Source organism: Mycobacterium paragordonae (assembly GCF_003614435.1).
GTDB classification, from domain to species: domain Bacteria; phylum Actinomycetota; class Actinomycetes; order Mycobacteriales; family Mycobacteriaceae; genus Mycobacterium; species Mycobacterium paragordonae.
Genome location: NZ_CP025546.1, coordinates 2,884,352 through 2,902,630 on the forward strand (window position 1 = coordinate 2,884,352; position 18,279 = coordinate 2,902,630).

General features: G+C 65.4%; 13 protein-coding genes. 8 read left to right on the forward strand and 5 right to left on the reverse strand.

The genetic code is table 11. The annotated features are described in order from the left end of the window. Positions 1–73: 73 nt before the first annotated feature. A complete protein-coding gene (locus C0J29_RS13360) occupies positions 74–454 on the forward strand; it encodes a YciI family protein (RefSeq protein WP_120792610.1) in 381 nt (126 codons plus the stop codon). Beyond that, positions 447–1,673 (forward strand): RNA polymerase sigma factor, encoded by a 1,227-nt coding sequence (locus tag C0J29_RS13365; protein WP_277950743.1) that lies wholly within the window; start codon positions 447–449, stop codon positions 1,671–1,673. The genes C0J29_RS13360 and C0J29_RS13365 overlap by 8 nt, the downstream gene beginning before the upstream one ends. A 155-nt stretch (positions 1,674–1,828) precedes the next feature. Here the strand turns inward: C0J29_RS13365 and C0J29_RS13370 are convergent, their stop codons facing one another. Continuing rightward, positions 1,829–2,824 carry an AraC family transcriptional regulator gene (locus C0J29_RS13370; RefSeq protein WP_308494767.1) on the reverse strand — a complete coding sequence of 332 codons (996 nt, stop codon included), beginning with the start codon at positions 2,822–2,824 and terminating at the stop codon, positions 1,829–1,831. A 169-nt stretch (positions 2,825–2,993) separates the two neighbouring features. Between C0J29_RS13370 and C0J29_RS13375 the strand changes: the two genes are divergently transcribed. Further along, positions 2,994–4,064 carry an NAD(P)-dependent alcohol dehydrogenase gene (locus C0J29_RS13375; protein ID WP_120792613.1) on the forward strand — a complete coding sequence of 357 codons (1,071 nt, stop codon included), beginning with the start codon at positions 2,994–2,996 and terminating at the stop codon, positions 4,062–4,064. Positions 4,065–4,068: 4 nt separating this feature from the next. Here the strand turns inward: C0J29_RS13375 and C0J29_RS13380 are convergent, their stop codons facing one another. Continuing rightward, positions 4,069–4,710, reverse strand: a complete 642-nt coding sequence (locus tag C0J29_RS13380) for an MliC family protein (RefSeq protein WP_120792614.1) — start codon at positions 4,708–4,710, stop codon at positions 4,069–4,071. 332 nt (positions 4,711–5,042) lie between these two features. Between C0J29_RS13380 and C0J29_RS13385 the strand changes: the two genes are divergently transcribed. The 3 genes from C0J29_RS13385 (at position 5,043) to C0J29_RS13395 (ending at position 8,626) form a co-directional block, all read left to right on the forward strand. After that, on the forward strand, positions 5,043–6,287 hold the full coding sequence (locus tag C0J29_RS13385; RefSeq protein WP_162951454.1) for an IS110 family RNA-guided transposase: 1,245 nt from the start codon (positions 5,043–5,045) through the stop codon (positions 6,285–6,287). A gap of 514 nt (positions 6,288–6,801) precedes the next feature. Next, complete coding sequence (locus C0J29_RS13390; RefSeq protein WP_120792616.1) at positions 6,802–7,818, forward strand: SDR family NAD(P)-dependent oxidoreductase; 1,017 nt, start codon at positions 6,802–6,804, stop codon at positions 7,816–7,818. A gap of 4 nt (positions 7,819–7,822) precedes the next feature. Further along, positions 7,823–8,626 (forward strand): SDR family NAD(P)-dependent oxidoreductase, encoded by an 804-nt coding sequence (locus C0J29_RS13395; RefSeq protein ID WP_065046508.1) that lies wholly within the window; start codon positions 7,823–7,825, stop codon positions 8,624–8,626. A 17-nt stretch (positions 8,627–8,643) separates the two neighbouring features. Here C0J29_RS13395 and C0J29_RS13400 read toward each other — a convergent pair whose 3' ends face one another. The 3 genes from C0J29_RS13400 to C0J29_RS34380 are packed head-to-tail and all read right to left on the reverse strand — an operon-like array spanning position 8,644 to position 13,975. Further along, positions 8,644–10,227, reverse strand: coding sequence for a hypothetical protein (locus C0J29_RS13400; protein ID WP_120792617.1), 1,584 nt, complete (start codon positions 10,225–10,227; stop codon positions 8,644–8,646). Next, positions 10,227–12,107: a serine/threonine-protein kinase gene (locus C0J29_RS34375; RefSeq protein ID WP_120792618.1), complete on the reverse strand. Its 1,881-nt coding sequence runs from the start codon at positions 12,105–12,107 to the stop codon at positions 10,227–10,229. The genes C0J29_RS13400 and C0J29_RS34375 overlap by 1 nt, the downstream gene beginning before the upstream one ends. Then, positions 12,104–13,975, reverse strand: a complete 1,872-nt coding sequence (locus C0J29_RS34380; RefSeq protein ID WP_277950717.1) for a serine/threonine-protein kinase — start codon at positions 13,973–13,975, stop codon at positions 12,104–12,106. The genes C0J29_RS34375 and C0J29_RS34380 overlap by 4 nt, the downstream gene beginning before the upstream one ends. Positions 13,976–14,206: 231 nt before the next feature. Between C0J29_RS34380 and C0J29_RS13415 the strand changes: the two genes are divergently transcribed. Both C0J29_RS13415 and dnaE read left to right on the forward strand, forming a co-directional pair. After that, entirely contained in the window at positions 14,207–14,638 is a 432-nt protein-coding gene (locus C0J29_RS13415; RefSeq protein WP_065046499.1) for a type II toxin-antitoxin system Rv0910 family toxin, read from the forward strand. Between the two features lie 68 nt (positions 14,639–14,706). Continuing rightward, the gene (dnaE, locus tag C0J29_RS13420; protein ID WP_065046497.1) at positions 14,707–18,240 is read left to right on the forward strand and encodes a DNA polymerase III subunit alpha; all 3,534 of its coding nucleotides are present in this window, start codon (positions 14,707–14,709) and stop codon (positions 18,238–18,240) included. Positions 18,241–18,279: the final 39 nt, after the last annotated feature.

Here is an 18,279-nt window from a genome sequence, read left to right on the forward strand (position 1 = left end):
GACTCCGATGTCGATTGGGCGCGGGGTCGGTCGTCATACAGGTGACACCGTCCAGCGGAGAAGGGACCACCTAATGCAGTACTGCTTGCTCATGCACTATCAGGAGGGCAGCGAGATCGGGCTGACCGACGAAGACATGGCACCCGCGCGGGCAGCCTTCGCGAAGTACGCCAAGGACCTGGACGCGGCGGGCGTCCTGATCGGCACGCAGGTGCTGCAATCGGCTGCCGTATCCACCACGTTCACGACACGCAACGGTGCCTCAGAGATTCAAGATGGTCCGTTCGCCGACACCAAGGAACGTCTTGGTGGGGTGTTCATCATCGACGTGCCCGATCTGGATGCCGCCTTGGTGTGGGCGGCGCGATGCCCGGCCGCGGCCTGGGGAACGATCGAAATACGGCCGGTAAGCGTGACGTACGCCAGCGGCAAAGGCTGGTATCAACCTGAGTGAGGTAGGGGACCGCCTGGGACAGTTCGTTCGTACTTCGTACGGGCGGCACCTGGCGCTGCTTGCCGCACCCACCGGCGACATACCCGCGGCCGAAGACGCCATCGCCGACGCGATGGAAGGGGCGCTCACCCGATGGCCGATTGACGGAATACCCGCCAATCCGGAGGCCTGGATCCTCACGGTGGCCCGCAATCGCCTGCGCGACCGGTGGAAATCACACGCCTACCGTATGTCCGATCCCCTGCCCGAAACAGATTTTGCGACAACAGAATTGGGTGAAGCGCCGGCCGTGATTCCCGACCGCCGGCTGGAGCTGATGCTGGTATGCGCGCATCCCGCGATCACCGCAAATTGCCGAACACCGTTGATGTTGCAGACGGTGCTCGGCATCGACGCCGCGGCCATCGCGCGCGCATTCTCGGTACCTGCTGCCACCATGGCGCAACGGCTGGTGCGCGCCAAACGCCGAATACGGGATGCGCGAATACCTTTTGCCATGCCGCAACGTGCGGATCTGGACGCCCGGTTGCCGTCCGTTCTGGAAGCGGTCTACGGCGCCTTCGCGATTGACTGGCAGTTTCAGCCGGACGGTGAGCCGATCGAGTCATTGTCGGCCGAGGCGCTGCATCTGGCCCTGGTCCTGGCCGAATTACTGCCCGACGATCCCGAGGTGCTCGGATTGGCCGCACTGATGTGCCTGTCGGAAGCACGCCGGGCAGCGCGGCGCACTGGTGACGGCGAGTTCGTACCACTGGACGAGCAGGACAGCCGGCTATGGGATGAGGCGCTGATCGTGCGCGGTGAGGACTTGTTACACCGGGCCCACGGGGCCGGTCGCCCGGGCCGCTATCAATACGAGGCGGCGATCCAGTCGGCGCACTGCGCCCGCGCGCGGGACGGCTCTGTGGACAAGGTTGCGCTGCGCGCCCTGTATCGCGCGCTGGTTCGGCTTGCACCGTCACTCGGTGCTTCGGTCGCCTTGGCGGTAATCGACGCCGAAGTCGACGGGCCACAGGCAGGGCTGCGGGCCCTCGACGCGATGACCGCGACCGAGCGATTTCAGCCGGCCTGGGCCGCCCGCGCTCACCTGCTGGCAGCTGCCGGCGAATCCGAGGCCGCGGCGCATGCCTATCGTCGCGCCGTCGAGCTCACCACCGACGCCGGCGTCGTCAGATATCTGACGCGAAGGCTGGACGCGCTCACCGGCAATCAGACGTGAATCACTGTGTGCAACAGACGAACTCCGTGCCGCCGAGGTCGAGCGTCACCTCACTCTGATGATCCCAGCATTCCGACCCCCTCGCGCCCGTAACACACGACTGATGCGCGCCAGCCGTCAGCGTCCTCAAAGCCGCTATCGATCTGAGCGTTCTGCTATATCGATGCCCCCGCACTGGCTGCGCCGCTGACATATTCGCGTGGTGTGGCGCCGAATCGCGTGCGGAATTCCTTGATGAAGTGTGAGGCACTGGTGTAACCGACCCGATGGGCGACGTCGGCCACGCCTACGCGTCGATCCATCACCAGTTCCCGCGCTCGGTTAAGCCGCACCTCTTTGACATATTGATAGGGCGACGAACCCGTCAGCTCTCGGAACGCACGGGTGAACGCTGACGGGCTCAAACCCACCTGAGCAGCCAAGGCGGCAACCGTTATCGGTTCGCCCAGATGCGAATTGATGTACGTGAGTGCGGCGCCGATCGGATTACCTGCCGCCTGCTGGGCGGCGAAGTGCAGCATTCGGGCGAATTGTTCCCGCTGCAGGACCCGGTAGACGAGCTCCCGCAGATAGAGCGGAGCCAGCACCCGCCGATCGACTTCACTGCCCACGGCGCGAACGAATCGGAGCACGGAACTCATCACCTCGTCGTCGAGTGCGGAGACCACGCAACTGTCGGCCAGTTCACGGACCGATGCCGGTTCGGCGCGGCTGCGACCCGGCATGTTCTCGGAGATGGCCCTCACGGTGGAGGGGTCGATCTCCAAAACGAGGCACAGGCAAGGGCAATCCGGCGAGGCTTCGAGGACCTCGCTCTGGAACTGCAGATCGCCATTGATGACCAGGTAGTGGAACTGGTCGTAGACATGGCATCTGCCCTTCTCGGTCACCGCCTTGCGGCCCTGGGCGACGATGCCGATAGACAGCCCCTGGATCTCCTGCCACTCCGGTTGGGTGGGACGGCTGAAGCGGTAGATCGTCAGGCCCGGCCACAGCCCGATGTTCGGGCCGTCGTGCGTCGCCCGGGTGGTCAGTTCGGCGACGAGCTCGTGGTACGTCGCACGGTGCTCGACGTACTCGGTAGCGGTCAGATCCGCACCTCCTCGAGCATCGACGGCGGCGGGTTGGAATTGCTCTGCAAAAAAAGGTATCTGACCGCGATGCCGCCCGCAGGGTGTGTCCCCCCCGCGGCGACCGCGGCCGTACCGGAATTAGACAGACATCGAGCAGGAATCTGGTACCGCAACAGGCGTCGATCCGGTTGGCTTTGACTATCGGGCACGCGTCATCTTCCCCTGCTTCTGACCCCAAGGAGACATCATGAAAATGCGGGCTGCGCGCATGCACGGCTATAACCAGCCGTTGGAGATAGACGAAGTTCCGGTGCCGGACGTCGGGCGTAGCCAGGTGCTGATCAAGGTAGCCGCGACCGGTATGTGCCGCAGCGACTACCAGCTCATGGACGGCTATTTCAGGGACGGCCTGCCCGTCGACTTTCCCTTCATCCCCGGACACGAAGTGTCCGGCACCATCACCGATGTGGGCCCTGACGTTCCGGATTCGGCCGGAATCTCCGAAGGAGATCTCGTCGTGGTCGACCCCAATTGGGGCGACGGCACCTGCCGGCAATGCCACGAAGGCAACCAACAACTGTGCGCCAATGGACAACTCGTCGGGTTCGGGCCCAACGGCGGCTTCGCCGAATACATGGTCGCCCCGTATGACCACGTCCTATCCGTTGCCGGCCAACCAGATCAACAACCCGAGTACCTTGCTCCGTTGACCGATGCCGGTCTTACTCCCTATCGCGGCATGAAGAAGTTGCGAGACGCGGGAAAGCTCGGCGCCGGCCGCACGGTGGTCGTCAACGGCATCGGGGGTCTCGGCAGCTATGGCGTGCAGTACGCGCGACTTCTCGGCGCAGGCGCCACCGTGTTCGGATTCGCCCGGAGCGATGAAAAGCTGGAGGTGGCAAGGGAACACGGCGCGGATCACACCGTCAACGTGCGTGATAAGACGAGCGAGGACGTCCAGAACGAACTTGAGGACCTGACCGGGCGGCGAACGGTCGACGCGGTGCTGGACTGCGCGGGGTCGTCCGAGTCCCTGGGACTGGCGGCAGCCATTCTGGAGACCGAAGGGGCACTGTCCCAAGTCGGCCTGATGGGCGACCGCGTCGAGTTGCCGTTGTTTCCGTTCGTCAGCGGTGAGAAGTCCTATTTCGGCTCGTTCTGGGGCAACTACAACGACCTTCGAGAGGTACTTTCACTGGCCGGCCAAGGTTTGATCAAGCACCGCGTGGTCCGGATCAAACTCAACGACATCAACGACAACCTGGAGGCGTTGGGTAGGGGCGACATCGTCGGGCGGGCAGTGGTCGTCTTCGACTGACCGCTCACTGTGTGTGGCAGACGAATTTCGTCCCGCCCAGGTCGAGGTTCACCTCACCCTGATGCTCCCAGTACTCCGAACCCTGACGGCTGTAGCGGGCGCCGCTGCCTGAGGGCTGCAGGAACAGGATCACGCGCACACCCTTCCAGTCCAGAACCGCCGTCTTCGGATCGAGCTGGTTGTAGAACTGCGCGGTCAACGTGCCGGCATCGGCGGGGCAGTTGTAGGTGACCACCGGCGGCGCGACGGTGGCTGGGTCGGCGATGGTCAACTCGACCAGCCGCGTCTGATAGGCCTCGAGCACGCAGGTCCGCACCTCGACGAAATCCGCGCAGCCGTCGCGGGTTGTCGCGAACGCGCTCTGCGCAGTGGTCAGCGTCGCCTGGTCGGCGCCCGGTCGTTCCAGCGCCTTTTGGTACGCCGCCTGCACTCGACGGTCGAGGTCGGTCAATTGTGGCTCATCACAAACCATTTGCTGCGCCTTATTCGCCGGTTTGGCGCAGTCGAACGTCATCGCCGGCGCGGCGGGCCGGGTGGTGGTCGTTGCGGACGTAGTGCTCGACGACGATGCGGGCTGGGTTGTCCCGGACCCGCCGTCGCAGGCGCTCACCAGCAGTACGGCCAGGATGACGACCAACAGTCTCATACCTGCTGACTACCGGGTTGCGGACGACAGCGCCTCCGCGACACGCCGTGGACAGCGGTTCAGACTTTCGCCGCAGTGCTGGGCGTTAGAGGGACGTCTTGTTGGTGAGGGTCCGCAAAATGTCGGGCTGGGCGGCGTGTTAAGAGCGTTATGGCTAGTGGGCGTGTTGTTGATGTTAAGGCGACGTCCTCCTGATGTTGTCGAAGGGCTTGGTGTCCCAAAACAGTCAGGAGGACGTCGTGATCCAGAGTAGTGGTTTGTCGCGCGGTGATAGGCGGCGCAATGCCCGGTTGGCCAGATTGCGGGAGCTGGTGCCGGTTGAGAACGCAATCGTGAGCTTTGATCTGGCCGATGAGAAGCAGGCGGTCGTGGTTGCTAATCATGATTCGCAGGTGCTGGCGCGTAAGCGGGTGAAGGCCAAGACGTGGCAGCTGGGCCCGGTGCTGGATTGGGCGCGTACGGAGGCCCGCCGGCTCGGTTTCGCCGATGTCACGGTCGGCTGCGAGCCGACGGGGCATCGCTGGCGGGTGCTGGATCAGCTTGCGGTGCAACGCGAGATGACTCTGGTGTGTGTACAACCGTTGCTGACCGGGCGGGCCCGGGAATCTGAGGACTACACCCGGGACAAGACCGACGACAAGGATGCGGTGCTGATCGCACGGCTGGTGGCTCAGTTGCGGTGTTATGCCCCTGAGCGTGCTGATGAGACGTGGGCACGACTGCGGCACTTGGGAGCGCGCCGCGAGCGCCTGATCACCGAGGGGACTGCCTGCGTGCAGCAGTTGCGGGATCTGCTGGAGTGCGCCTGGCCGGCGGTGCTGGGTGCATCGGTGCGACAGTTCGATTCGGCCATCTGGTGTGCTGCTTTGGCGGTGGTATTGCAACGCTGCGAGGGCCGTCCGGAGCGGTTGAAACGGCTTGGTCTGGCACGGTTTGAGGCCGCGGTGCGTCGAGAGCTACCGCGCTGGGGTGGCAACCGGTCTCTGCGCCGGATCATCGTCGCGGTCTTTGTCGCCCTGACCGATCCGGCAGGAGTGAGCGCGCAACGCCGAGGTGCTCTCGAGCGCTGCAGCTGGGTGCTTGAGGATTGGCGCGCGATCAGGTCTCGCCGGGCGCAGGTGGAAACTTGCATGCTAGAGATCCTTGACGCCCTTGAGCTCACCGAGTTGGCCAGCAGCATCCCCGGGGTCACCGCGACCGGAGTAGCGGCGATTCTGGCCGAGAGCGGCGATCCCACCCGTTTCGATAGCCCCCGTGCGCTGGTCAAGCATGCCGGGCTGTGTCCGCGCGAGAACAACAGCGGCACCAGCACGGGTCGATCACGGATCTCTGGACGTGGCCGGCCTGGGCTGCGGCTAGCCGCCTGGCGTGCAGTATGGGGTGCTCAACGACACAATCCCGTGATGACCGCCCGCTACCGGCACCTGAGGACCCGAGACAAAAACCCACTGTCCGATCACCAGGCCAAAGCAGCACTGGCCGCTGCGATATTGCGCTGGGTGCACGTGATCATCACCGAACGCGTGGCCTGGAACGCTGAGCGAGCCGGCGCTAGCACGCTACCCTCAGCGGCGTAACTAACGACCGATCCCATGAAATAGGTTGGGGCCAAGCTCCACACGGCGTAGAGCACACAGATCTCGAACGACACCCTGAGCAGGCCCCGCCCGTCCTCACCGAACTCGATTGAACGACGTCGGGAAAACAAACCCGTTTGACGCACTACGTAGAGACGAGGACCGGGCAGCCGCCCCAACCCCATTGACAAACCGTACTTACGAAGGTGTTGTGGGCAACACGCGGGCGCTCGTCGGGCCGGGGAGAGGCCGTGGGGGATGTGTTGTTGGTGACGGTCCGAAAATGTCGGGCTGGGCGGCGTGTTGTGGGCAACATGCGGGCGCTCACCAACAGCTCGACTCAGCAACAGCTCGACTCAGCGAGAGCCCGCCTCGGTCTTGGCGGGCGCCGGCGCAAATCGGCGCAAGGCGTTCGGTCTGTCGTGACCCGTATACCTATTCACCGGTCGATGTCCTAGGTTGGCTTAATGACCCCCTGTCACACCTTCCACACCGCCATCAGGAGCAACTGCCGATGAACCTCGGGGACCTCACGCACCTGGTCGAAAAACCGTTCGCGGCCGTCTCGAACATGATCAACACGCCGAACTCCGCGGGCCGGTACCGGCCGTTCTATCTGAGGAATCTGCTTGACGCCGTGCAGGGCCGCAAGCTCAGCGACGCGGTCGGGGGCAAGGTTGTGCTCATCACCGGCGGGTCGTCGGGGATCGGCGAGGCCGCGGCGCACAAGATCGCCGAGGCGGGCGGCACGGTGGTGCTGGTCGCGCGCACTCTGGAAAATCTCGAGAAGGTTGCCGACGACATTCGCGCCAACGGCGGCAACGCCCACGTGTACCCGTGCGATCTGTCCGACACCGAGGCGATCGCCACAATGGCCGACAAGGTGCTCGAAGACCTCGGCGGGGTCGACATCCTGATCAATAACGCCGGCCGCTCGATCCGGCGTTCGCTGGCACTGTCCTACGACCGGATCCACGACTACCAGCGCACCATTCAGTTGAACTATCTGGGTGCGGTGCAGCTGATTCTCAAATTCATTCCCGGCATGCGCGAACGCGGCTTTGGACACATCGTCAACGTGTCCTCGGTCGGCGTGCAGACGCGTGCGCCGCGCTTCGGCGCTTACATCGCCAGCAAGGCCGCGCTGGACAGCCTGTGCGATGCGCTGCAGGCGGAGACCGTCAGCGACAACGTCCGGTTCACCACCGTGCACATGGCGCTGGTACGCACGCCCATGATCAGCCCGACGACGATGTACGACCACTTCCCGACGCTGACTCCCGATCAGGCGGCCGGGGTGATCACCGACGCGCTCATTCACCGGCCCCGGCGGGCCAGTTCACCGTTCGGGCAGTTCGCCGCGGTCGCCGACGCCGTCAACCCGGCCGTGATGGACCGCGTGCGTAACCGCGCATTCGGCATGTTCGACGATTCCTCGGCGGCCAAGGGCAGCGAAAAGCCAGGCGAGGAAAAAGATCTCGACAAGCGAAGCGAGACCTTCCTGCAGGCGACCAGAGGGATCCATTGGTGACGTCATGAGCCTTCCCAAGCCCAGCAAGCAGAGTACGGTCGTCATCACGGGTGCCTCGTCGGGAATCGGCACTGAACTCGCGAAAGGATTGGCGCGGCGGGGCTTTCCGCTGATGCTGGTGGCCCGGCGCCGCGAGCGCCTCGACGAGCTGGCCGACCAGTTGCGGGACAGCGCCAGGGTCGAAGTCGAGGTGCTGCCCCTGGACCTGTCGGACGCCGATTCGCGAGCCAAGCTCGCGCAGCGGCTGAGCACCGATCCCATTGCCGGGCTATGCAACAGCGCCGGATTCGGTACCAGCGGGCGTTTCTATGAGCTGCCCGCCGAGCGCGAGAGTGAGCAGGTCACCCTCAATGCGCTGGCCTTGATGGAACTCACCCGCGCGGTACTGCCGGGCATGGTGGAGCGGGGCGCGGGTGCGGTGCTCAACATCGCCTCGATCGCCGGGTTCCAGCCACTTCCGTTCATGGCGGTGTACTCGGCCAGCAAAGCGTTCGTGCTGACATTCTCCGAGGCCGTTCAGGAGGAGTTGCACGGGACGGGAGTATCAGTCACCGCGCTGTGTCCCGGCCCCGTTCCCACCGAGTGGGCCGAGATCGCCAACGCCGAGCGGTTCAGCGTCCCGCTCGCGCAGGTGTCCCCGGAAGAGGTCGCCGAACAGGCCATTCAGGGCATGCTGTCCGGAAAGCGGGGCGTGGTACCGGGTTTGGTGCCCAAGGTCGCGAGCACCACCGGCCGGTTGTTGCCGCGCACCGTGCTGCTGCCGGCGATCCGGATCGGAAACAAACTGCGCGGCGGCCCCAGCCACTGAGCTCGGCCGCCGGGCGGTTACTTCTCGGGCACGACCTTGAGCACCTGACCCGGGTGCACGGACTTGTCCGATTGATCGGCAATCGCGCCCGTCAGGACGTAGAGATTGTCGGCCGAGTCGACAGCGACACCGTGCGAGCTCGCGGGAATCGGTATCGAGATAGCGCTGCCGCCACCGGCCGGCAATTCGAAGAATCGCCTGCCGAAGCCGTCGGCGACGAAAACGTTGCCCGCGCTGTCGAAAGCGATCTGGCGAGGTTCCAAGATATCGGGAATGGGCAGCGTGGTCGTCGAGGTGGCGCCGGGCGCTAGTTTGACGACCTTGCCGTGGCCGGTGTTCTCGATGCCGGAACTGACGTAGACGTTGCCGGCTTTATCGACCGCGATGCCTTTGGGCACGTACAGGCCGCTGAATGACAGGTCGGTCGGCCGGTTTTCGCCCGGGGCCAATTTCTTCACCCCGTACTTGAGTTTGAGGTCGGAGGACAACATGCCGCCGACCGCATAGACGTTGCCCGCCGCGTCGAATGCGATGGCGTCGATCTTGCTGAACCCGCGGAACTGTAACCGCATCGGGCTGGTCTTGCCGGCCTCCAACACCCAAACCTGGGCACCCTCGCTGTAATAGATGTTGCCGGCCTGGTCGACCTTGAGGTCCGTTGCCGAGCGAACATTCACACCAGGGATGTCAACGGCGGCCGCATCCCCGGCGCCGGGCGCCAGCTTGAACAGCATCGTCGGCATCGAGTCGAATGACCCCTCACCGACAAGGGAAGCCAGCGCGTAGATATTGCCGGCACCGTCGACGCCCACGCTTGTCGTCACGCCCAGTCCGGGAAACGGCAGGGCAGTGGGCAGTCCGGTATAGCTGCGCTTGGGTGGGGTGGATGTGGTCGTGGTTTTGGGCGTGGCGGAGTTCCCTGAGTGGTGGACGAGTTTCGGAATCGCGAAGGCAGCCACCACCACCGCCACAACGATCACCACCACCGCAATCGCCGGCCCCAGGTACCGTCGCCGGCGCAGGGGCGGTGGAAAGACCACAGGACGTGTGTGCGGATAGGACACCGTGCGGTTGGAAACCGGATCCCATTGTGGGGGAGCAGGATTGGGCTGTCGTGGCGGTAGATCGATCGTCTGGGTGACCGCTGCCGAAAGCGCATTCTGTGCGGCCTCGACCAACTCGGTGGCGCTGCGGTACCGGTCGCCGGGGTTGGCCGCCAGACCCCGCGCGATCACGGCGTCGAAACCGATTGGGACGCCCGGCTTCTGCTGACTCGGCGGCATCGCCGAGGCGTTGGGTGGGTGTCCGGTGAGGCACTCGTAGAGTACGGCAGTCAGTGCCGAGATGTCCGCGCCGTACGCCGCTTCGGTATCGGTGACCAACGTGCGGGTGCGCTCGGTGGACGGTGTCGTGCCAGCCTCGTCCGCCAGATATGCCGAGCCGTCGTCGGTCAACAGAATGGTTTCGGTCGTCACGCCCCGGTGCGTGCCTCGGTGCGCGCGGGCATCGTCGATCGCCGCCGCGATCTGACGGACGACCTCGACCGCGCGGCCCGGGTCGAGCGGGCCCTGTTGTGCCAGCTGGGTTTTCAGGTCGCCCATCAACCGGCTCCAACCCTGAGCAGTCGATTGTTCTCGGTAAGGAAAACGGTCCCCGCGGCGTCGACCGCGATGCCGTCGAAAGACTGGTTCTCGGGCACGGTGGGCGCTGTCGACATGGTGGCTCCGGCCGGGAGCTTGAGGAGTTTCCCCAGGTTGTCGGAGTTGTCGATCACATAGATCGTGGACTTGGCGTCGATCGCGATGCCCTGCGCACGGCCTAACTGCGCGAAGGGCAACTGCGTTGGACTGGTTGCGCCGGGCGCCAGTTTGAGGACGCGGCCCATCTGCAGGCCATAGACATTGCCGCCGCCGTCCACCGCGACACTCTCGAACAACCCGCCCCCGAACGGAAGCACTGTTGGCGTGGGCGCGTCGACCGCGAGCCGCAGCACCTGGTCGCGCGCAGAAACGTATACGTTGCCCCCGCCGTCGACTGCGAGACCCGACGGGAGAATCGCGCCGAAAGGCAGTTCGACGGGTGAGGTGGCGCCGGGGGGAAGTTTCCACACCTGACCCGTACCGGGCGTGGACCAGTCGGTGATGTACAGGGTCCCGGCCGAGTCCACGGCCACCGACTTGGGTTTGGTGAGCCCGCGGATCGGTATCTCGGTGGGCGCGTTGGTATTCGCGGCGAGTTTGAACACCTTCTTGTTACCGGTGTCGACGACGAACACATTGCCGGCGGCATCGACTGTCACTCCGCCCAGATCGCCGTACCCGATGGTCGTCAACGGGGTGGCATTCAGCGGAGGTGCGGAGTTGGTGGCCGTGGCGCTCGTGCTGGGTGCGGCGTTGGTGGCGCTGGTGGCGGACCGAGATGAGTCCGGCGCTCCTGAGACTGCCACCACGACGGCGACGATGGCGGCAACGGCGGCGACGGAAGCGATGACGACCGCGATGCGGCGACGAGAATTGCGCCGAAATGGCTCAGGAACTTGAGTTCTCGGCGCCACAGTCGGCGCCGGCGGATGCCAGGACTGGGTGGGCGGGACGGCGGGCGGCGGCCACGATGGATTGGGCACCGGTGTGGACAGCGCACGCTGGGCCGCCGCACCGAGTTCGCCGGCGCTTCGATAGCGATGCTCGGGTTCCTTGGCCATGCCGCGCGCGATCACCTCGTCGAACCCGACCGGAATCCCGGGCCGCTGCTGACTGGGCCGGGGTGGTGGCGAGGTCAGGTGGGCGGCGACCAGGGCAGGGATCTCGGTACGGTTCTCGAATGGCGACGCTCCGGTGAGGCACTCGTGGAGCACGCAGGCCAGCGCGTAGATATCGGCGGCTGGTGTGGCCTCGCCCGAGGCGAGCCGCTCGGGGGCGAGATAGGCGAACGAACCGATGGTGGTGCCTTCGCTGGTGAGCTTGGTATCGGTGGCGGCGTTGGCCAGGCCGAAGTCGACGAGGCAGGCGAAATCGTCTCTGCCGAGCAGAATGTTGGCCGGCTTGACGTCGCGGTGGATCACCGTTTCAGCGTGCGCGGCATCCAGCGCCGCTGCGATCTGACGCACGATGTTCACCGACCGCGTCGGCCCCAGCGCGCCGTCGCGCTCCAGCGTGCTCTGCAGGTCGGTCCCGTCGATGAGCCGCATGTCGATGTAGAGCTGCCCGTCGATCTCGCCGCAACCGTGGATAGGCACCACGTGCGGGTCGTGCAGTCGTCCGGCAGTGCGGGCTTCGCGGAAGAGCCGTTCCCGAAAGGCCGGATTGTGAGAGTAGCTGCTGGACAACAGCTTCAGCGCCACGATCCGATGCATGACGGTGTCTTCGGCCTCGTAGACTTCGCCGAAACCGCCGGTGCCGAGCAAGCGGCGCAGCAGGTAAGGCCCGAAGCGGGTGCCGACCCGCGAACTCGATGAGTGGCGGACGGTGGGATCGTCGGTCATTGCGGCGGCCCTAGTTCCAGCACCTTGCCGGTCGCGCATTCGTCGGTGCGATGGCAGTCGACGACGAACAGATCGCCGTCGTGATCCACAGCGATGCCGAGCGGATAATTCAGGCCGGGGAAGGCGAGCCGGGTCGCGCTGGTGGCGCCGGGGGCCAGTCTGAAGATCCCATGACCCTCGAAATCGGAGACGTAGACGTTGCCTTTCGGATCCACCGCTACACCGTAAGGTTTTTCGAGCCCGGCGAATGGTAGCTCGAGGGGAGTGGCCGCGCCTACGGGCAGCTTCAACACACGGCGGTCGTCGCTGTCCGCGATGTAGACGTTGCCGTCCTTATCCACCGCGATGCCACCAGGCCCGTTCATCGGAACGGTGGGCATCAGTTGGGTGGCGCTGGTCGCACCAGGTGCCAGCTTCAGCACCTGTTTGAGGGCGTTGTCGGTCATGTAGACGCTGTCGTCCGTTCCCACGGCGATCCCGGCTGGCCGGCCAACGTGGCCGAACGGCAGCATGATCGGGCCGCGGGCGCCGGGCGCGAGTTTCCACACTCCGGGCGCGTGAATGTCGGCGAGGTAGACGTTGGCGGCCGAATCCACTGCCACGTCGATGCCGTAGATGTCTCCGAACGCCAGTTCCGTGGGGGAGGCCTGTCCGGGTGCCAGTTTGAGCACCCGGCCTTCGGGCGAGTGCTTGGTCATCTCGGCCACGTAGACGGTTCCGTCGCCACTGACCGCCACGCCACGCGCCGCCGACAGGTCGGGGAATTTCAACACCGTCGGGACCGTCGAAGAGGGCCGCGGAGTGCTGACGGCGGAAGAGTGAGTGGAATCGTGCCGGTTTGTGACGGCCACGATGCCGATCGTGATCACCACGGCGGCGACGGCGACAGCGGCCACGACCAGCGCGGCGCGATTGCGGCGTTTCCGGCGGGGCGGCTCGGCCCACGGCGGCCGGGGCCCGGGGTGTGTCGGAGGCGGTGGGGGCGAGTGCTGGATCGGTGGCGGTGGTGGCTCGACGGCCCATTCGCGCGTCGGCGCGGCCGGGTTCAGGGCGCTCTCCGCGGCGGCGGCCAGTTCGCCGGCGGTGCGGTAACGCGCGTCGGGATTCTTTGCCATGCCTCGTGCAATGACGTCGTCCAACGCGGCCGGGATACCGGGGCGCTGCTGGCTGGGCCGCGGGATGGGCGCGGTCAGGTGCGCCGTCATCAGCGCGGACAGATCCCGGTGCTCGTCATACGGCGCCTTCCCGGTGAGCAGTTCGTAGAGGACGCACGCGAGCGCGTAGACATCGCAGCGATGGTCTACCGGTGCATCCGAAAGCCGTTCCGGCGCAACATAATCGAAGGTCCCGACGGCTTTCCCCGTCTTGGTGAGGCGCGCGTCGCCGGCCGCGCTGGCCAGACCGAAGTCGACCAGGCTGGCGAAGTCGTCCCCGGACAGCAGGATGTTTGCCGGTTTGACGTCACGGTGCAGCACCGTTTCGGCGTGCGCGGCGTCCAGGGCGGCGGCGACCTGGCGTATGAGTCGCACCGCTCGTGCCGGATCGAGGGGCCCGTCCCGCTTGAGGAGCGTCTCCAGATCCACGCCCCGGACGAGCCGCATGTCGATATAGACCTGGCCGTCGATCTCCCCGCAGCTGTGAATCGGCAGCACGTGCGGTTCGCGAAGGCGTCCGGCGGTACGGGCCTCCCGGAACAGACGCTCGCGGAACACCGGATCCTGGGAGTACGTGTTGCTCAGCAACTTGAGCGCGACGGTGCGATGCATGGCGGTGTCCTCGGCTTCGTAGACCTCGCCGAACCCACCGCTACCCAGCATTCGGATCAATCGATACGGCCCGAACTGCGAACCCGCCCGATCCTCGACCACGCGCCCCTCCTCTGTTGCTGAGCGTAACGGCATGGCGGAACTTCCCGTGGCAGCTGGGCTGATGGCTCGGGCCCGCGGCGGTCGGCTGCGCCGGCCTTGCGACCCTCGCGGGGTTGATGGCTCGGGCCCGCGGCGGTCGGCTGCGCCGGCCTTGCGACCCTCGCGGGGTTGATGGCTCGGGCCCGCGGCGGTCGGCTGCGCCGGCCTTGCGACCCTCGCTAGGCTCTCCCGATGGCTTCCGTTGAGTTGACCTCAAACGTCCCGATGGCCCCGCAGGACATGTGGGAGCGCGTGTCGGATCTCTCCGAGTTGGGCGAATGGCTCGTCATGCACGAGGGATGGCGCAGCGACATCCCCGACGAGATCACGGTGGGAACCGAGATCATCGGCGTGGCGCGATCGAAGGGGCTTCGCAACCGGGTGACGTGGACCGTGACCAAGTGGAACCCGCCCCACGAGGTCGCCATGTCGGGGTCGGGCAAAGGCGGAGCAAAGTACGGCGTCACCGTCACCGTCGCACCCCATGAGGACGGTTCGACCATGGGTCTGCGCCTTGAGCTGGGCGGGCGTGCCCTGTTCGGCCCGGTCGGCTCGGCCGCGGCACGGGCGGTCAAAGGGGACGTAGAAAAGTCACTGCAATTGTTCGTCGAGCGGTACGCCTGAATTCGCCGAGACACACTTGCGCGACACGCCCGAAAGACGTCGGTGCCCGGTCATAGACTGGCTCCCCTATGAACCAATCGTCGTTCGTGCACCTGCACAACCACACCGAGTATTCGATGCTCGACGGTGCCGCGAAGATCTCGCCGATGCTGGCCGAGGCGCAACGGTTGGAGATGCCCGCGATCGGCATGACCGACCACGGAAACATGTTCGGCGCCAGCGAGTTCTACAACTCGGCCACCAAGGCCGGGATCAAGCCGATCATCGGCGTCGAGGCGTACATCGCTCCCGGTTCCCGGTTCGACACCCGGCGCATCACCTGGGGTGATCCCAGCCAGAAGTCCGACGACGTCTCGGGCAGCGGCTCCTACACGCACATGACGATGATGGCCGAGAACGCGACCGGCCTGCGCAACCTGTTCAGGCTGTCGTCACTGGCGTCCTTCGAAGGCCAACTCGGCAAGTGGTCGCGGATGGATGCCGAACTCATCGCAGAGCACGCCGAAGGCATCATCGCCACCACCGGCTGCCCCTCGGGGGAGGTGCAGACGCGGCTGCGCCTCGGCCATGAGCGCGAAGCGCTGGAGGCGGCCGCCAAGTGGCGGGAGATCTTCGGCGCCGAGAACTTCTTCCTCGAGCTGATGGACCACGGGATCTCCATCGAGCACCGGGTCCGCGAAGGTTTGCTGGAGATCGGCCACAAGTTGGGCATCCCGCCGCTGGCCACCAACGACTGTCATTACGTCACCCGCGACGCCTCGCATAATCACGAGGCGCTGCTGTGCGTGCAGACCGGCAAGACGCTCTCGGACCCCAACCGGTTCAAGTTCGACGGCGACGGCTACTACCTCAAGTCCGCGGCCGAGATGCGCCAGCTGTGGGACAGCCAGGTCCCCGGAGCATGCGACTCCACCCTGCTGATCGGCGAGCGGGTCCAGTCCTACGCCGAGGTCTGGACGCCGCGCGACCGGATGCCGATCTTCCCGGTGCCCGAGGGGCACGACCAGGGATCGTGGCTGCACCACGAGGTGATGGCGGGTCTGCAGCGGCGCTTTCCCGCCGGTGTCGGCCAGGACTACATCGACCGGGCCGAGTACGAGATCAAGGTCATCTGCGACAAGGGTTTTCCGGCGTACTTCCTGATCGTGGCCGACCTGATCAACTACGCACGCTCCGTCGACATCCGGGTGGGGCCGGGTCGTGGCTCGGCCGCGGGCTCCCTGGTGGCCTACGCGATGGGGATCACCAACATCGATCCCATCCCGCACGGCCTGCTGTTCGAGCGCTTTCTCAATCCGGAGCGCCCGTCGGCCCCCGATATCGACATCGACTTCGACGACCGTCGCCGCGGTGAGATGGTGCGTTACGCCGCCGACAAGTGGGGGCAGGACCGGGTTGCCCAGGTCATCACCTTCGGCACGATTAAAACCAAAGCGGCGCTGAAGGACTCGGCGCGAATCCACTACGGCCAGCCCGGCTTCGCGATCGCGGACCGGATCACCAAGGCGCTGCCGCCGCCGATCATGGCCAAAGACATCCCGCTGTCCGGCATCACCGACCCGGCCCACGAACGCTACAAGGAAGCCGCCGAGGTGCGCGGCCTGATCGAGACCGACCCCGACGTGCGCACCATTTACCAGACGGCGCGGGGCCTGGAAGGCCTGATCCGCAACGCCGGTGTGCACGCGTGCGCGGTGATCATGAGCAGCGAGCCGCTGACCGAGGCCATTCCGTTGTGGCGGCGGCCGCAGGACGGCGCCATCATCACCGGCTGGGACTACCCGTCGTGCGAGGCCATCGGCCTGCTGAAGATGGACTTCCTCGGCCTGCGCAACCTGACGATCATCGGCGACGCGCTGGAGAACATCAAGGCCAACAGGGGAATCGACCTCGACCTGGAATCGGTGCCGCTGGACGACGAGCCCACCTACGAACTGCTGGGCCGCGGCGACACCCTGGGTGTGTTCCAGCTCGACGGCGGCCCGATGCGGGATCTGCTGCGCCGCATGCAGCCCACCGAGTTCAATGACATCGTCGCCGTGCTGGCGCTGTACCGTCCCGGGCCGATGGGCATGAACGCCCACAATGACTACGCCGACCGCAAGAACGGGCGGCAGGCGATCAAGCCGATCCACCCGGAGCTTGAGGAGCCGCTGCGCGAAATCCTCTCGGAGACTTACGGTCTGATCGTCTATCAAGAGCAGATCATGTTCATCGCGCAGAAGGTCGCCTCGTACACGATGGGCAAGGCCGACGCGCTGCGCAAAGCCATGGGTAAGAAGAAGCTCGAGGTGCTCGAAGCCGAGTACAAGGGCTTCTACGAGGGCATGACCACCAATGGTTTCTCCGAAAAAGCGGTGAAAGCGTTGTGGGACACCATTCTTCCGTTCGCCGGCTACGCGTTCAACAAGTCGCACGCCGCCGGTTACGGCCTGGTCTCCTACTGGACGGCCTATCTGAAGGCCAACTATCCCGCCGAGTACATGGCGGGCCTGCTCACCTCCGTCGGTGACGATAAGGACAAGGCGGCGGTCTACCTGGCCGACTGCCGCAAGCTGGGCATCACCGTGCTGCCGCCCGACGTGAACGAGTCTTTGGTGAACTTCGCCTCGGTCGGCGAGGACATCCGGTTCGGGTTGGGCGCGGTGCGCAACGTCGGCGCCAATGTCGTCGGTTCGCTGATCAAGACCCGGAACGAGAAGGGCAAGTTCACCGACTTCTCGGATTACCTGAACAAGATCGACATCTCGGCCTGCAACAAGAAGGTCACCGAGTCGTTGATCAAAGCCGGCGCTTTCGACTCCTTGAAGCATGCCCGCAAGGGCCTGTTCCTGGTGCACACCGACGCCGTCGATTCGGTGCTGGGCACCAAAAAAGCCGAGGCGATGGGCCAGTTCGACCTGTTCGGCGGGGATGACGGGTGCACCGAGTCGGTGTTCACCATCAAGGTGCCCGACGACGAGTGGGAGGACAAGCACAAGCTCGCTCTCGAACGCGAGATGCTGGGCCTGTATGTGTCCGGGCATCCCCTTAACGGGGTGGCGCACCTGCTGGCGACGCAGGTCGACACCGCGATCCCGGCGATTCTGGACGGCGATGTCGCCAATGAAACCCAGGTGCGGGTGGGCGGGATTCTCGCCTCGGTGAACCGGCGGGTCAACAAGAACGGAATGCCCTGGGCTTCAGCACAATTGGAAGACCTGACCGGTGGCATCGAAGTGATGTTCTTCCCGCACACCTACTCCAACTACGGCGCCGAGATCGCTGACGACGTGGTGGTGCTGGTCAACGCCAAGGTCGCGATCCGCGACGACCGCATCAGCTTGATCGCCAATGAGCTTGTGGTGCCGGACTTTTCGAACGCGCAACCGAACCGGCCGCTGGCGGTCAGTCTGCCCACCCGGCAGTGCACCATCGACAAGGTGACCGCTCTCAAGCAGGTGCTGGCCCGGCACCCGGGGACGTCGCAGGTACATCTGCGGCTCATCAGCGGTGACCGGATCACCACGCTGGAGCTGGATCAGTCGCTGCGGGTGACGCCGTCACCGGCGTTGATGGGTGATCTCAAGGAATTGCTCGGACCGGGGTGCCTGGGCAGCTAGGCCGGCTGGGTGCCGCGAGTGTGCGGCCAGCTTCACGTT

Coding starts and splice junctions, on each gene's coding strand:
- C0J29_RS13390 (WP_120792616.1), top strand. CDS start 6,802: ATGAACCTCGGGGACCTCACGCACCTGGTCGAAAAACCGTTCGCGGCC.
- C0J29_RS13380 (WP_120792614.1), bottom strand. CDS start 4,710: ATGAGACTGTTGGTCGTCATCCTGGCCGTACTGCTGGTGAGCGCCTGC.
- C0J29_RS13375 (WP_120792613.1), top strand. CDS start 2,994: ATGAAAATGCGGGCTGCGCGCATGCACGGCTATAACCAGCCGTTGGAG.
- C0J29_RS13395 (WP_065046508.1), top strand. CDS start 7,823: ATGAGCCTTCCCAAGCCCAGCAAGCAGAGTACGGTCGTCATCACGGGT.
- C0J29_RS13360 (WP_120792610.1), top strand. CDS start 74: ATGCAGTACTGCTTGCTCATGCACTATCAGGAGGGCAGCGAGATCGGG.
- C0J29_RS13415 (WP_065046499.1), top strand. CDS start 14,207: ATGGCTTCCGTTGAGTTGACCTCAAACGTCCCGATGGCCCCGCAGGAC.
- dnaE (WP_065046497.1), top strand. CDS start 14,707: ATGAACCAATCGTCGTTCGTGCACCTGCACAACCACACCGAGTATTCG.
- C0J29_RS13400 (WP_120792617.1), bottom strand. CDS start 10,227: ATGGGCGACCTGAAAACCCAGCTGGCACAACAGGGCCCGCTCGACCCG.
- C0J29_RS34375 (WP_120792618.1), bottom strand. CDS start 12,107: ATGACCGACGATCCCACCGTCCGCCACTCATCGAGTTCGCGGGTCGGC.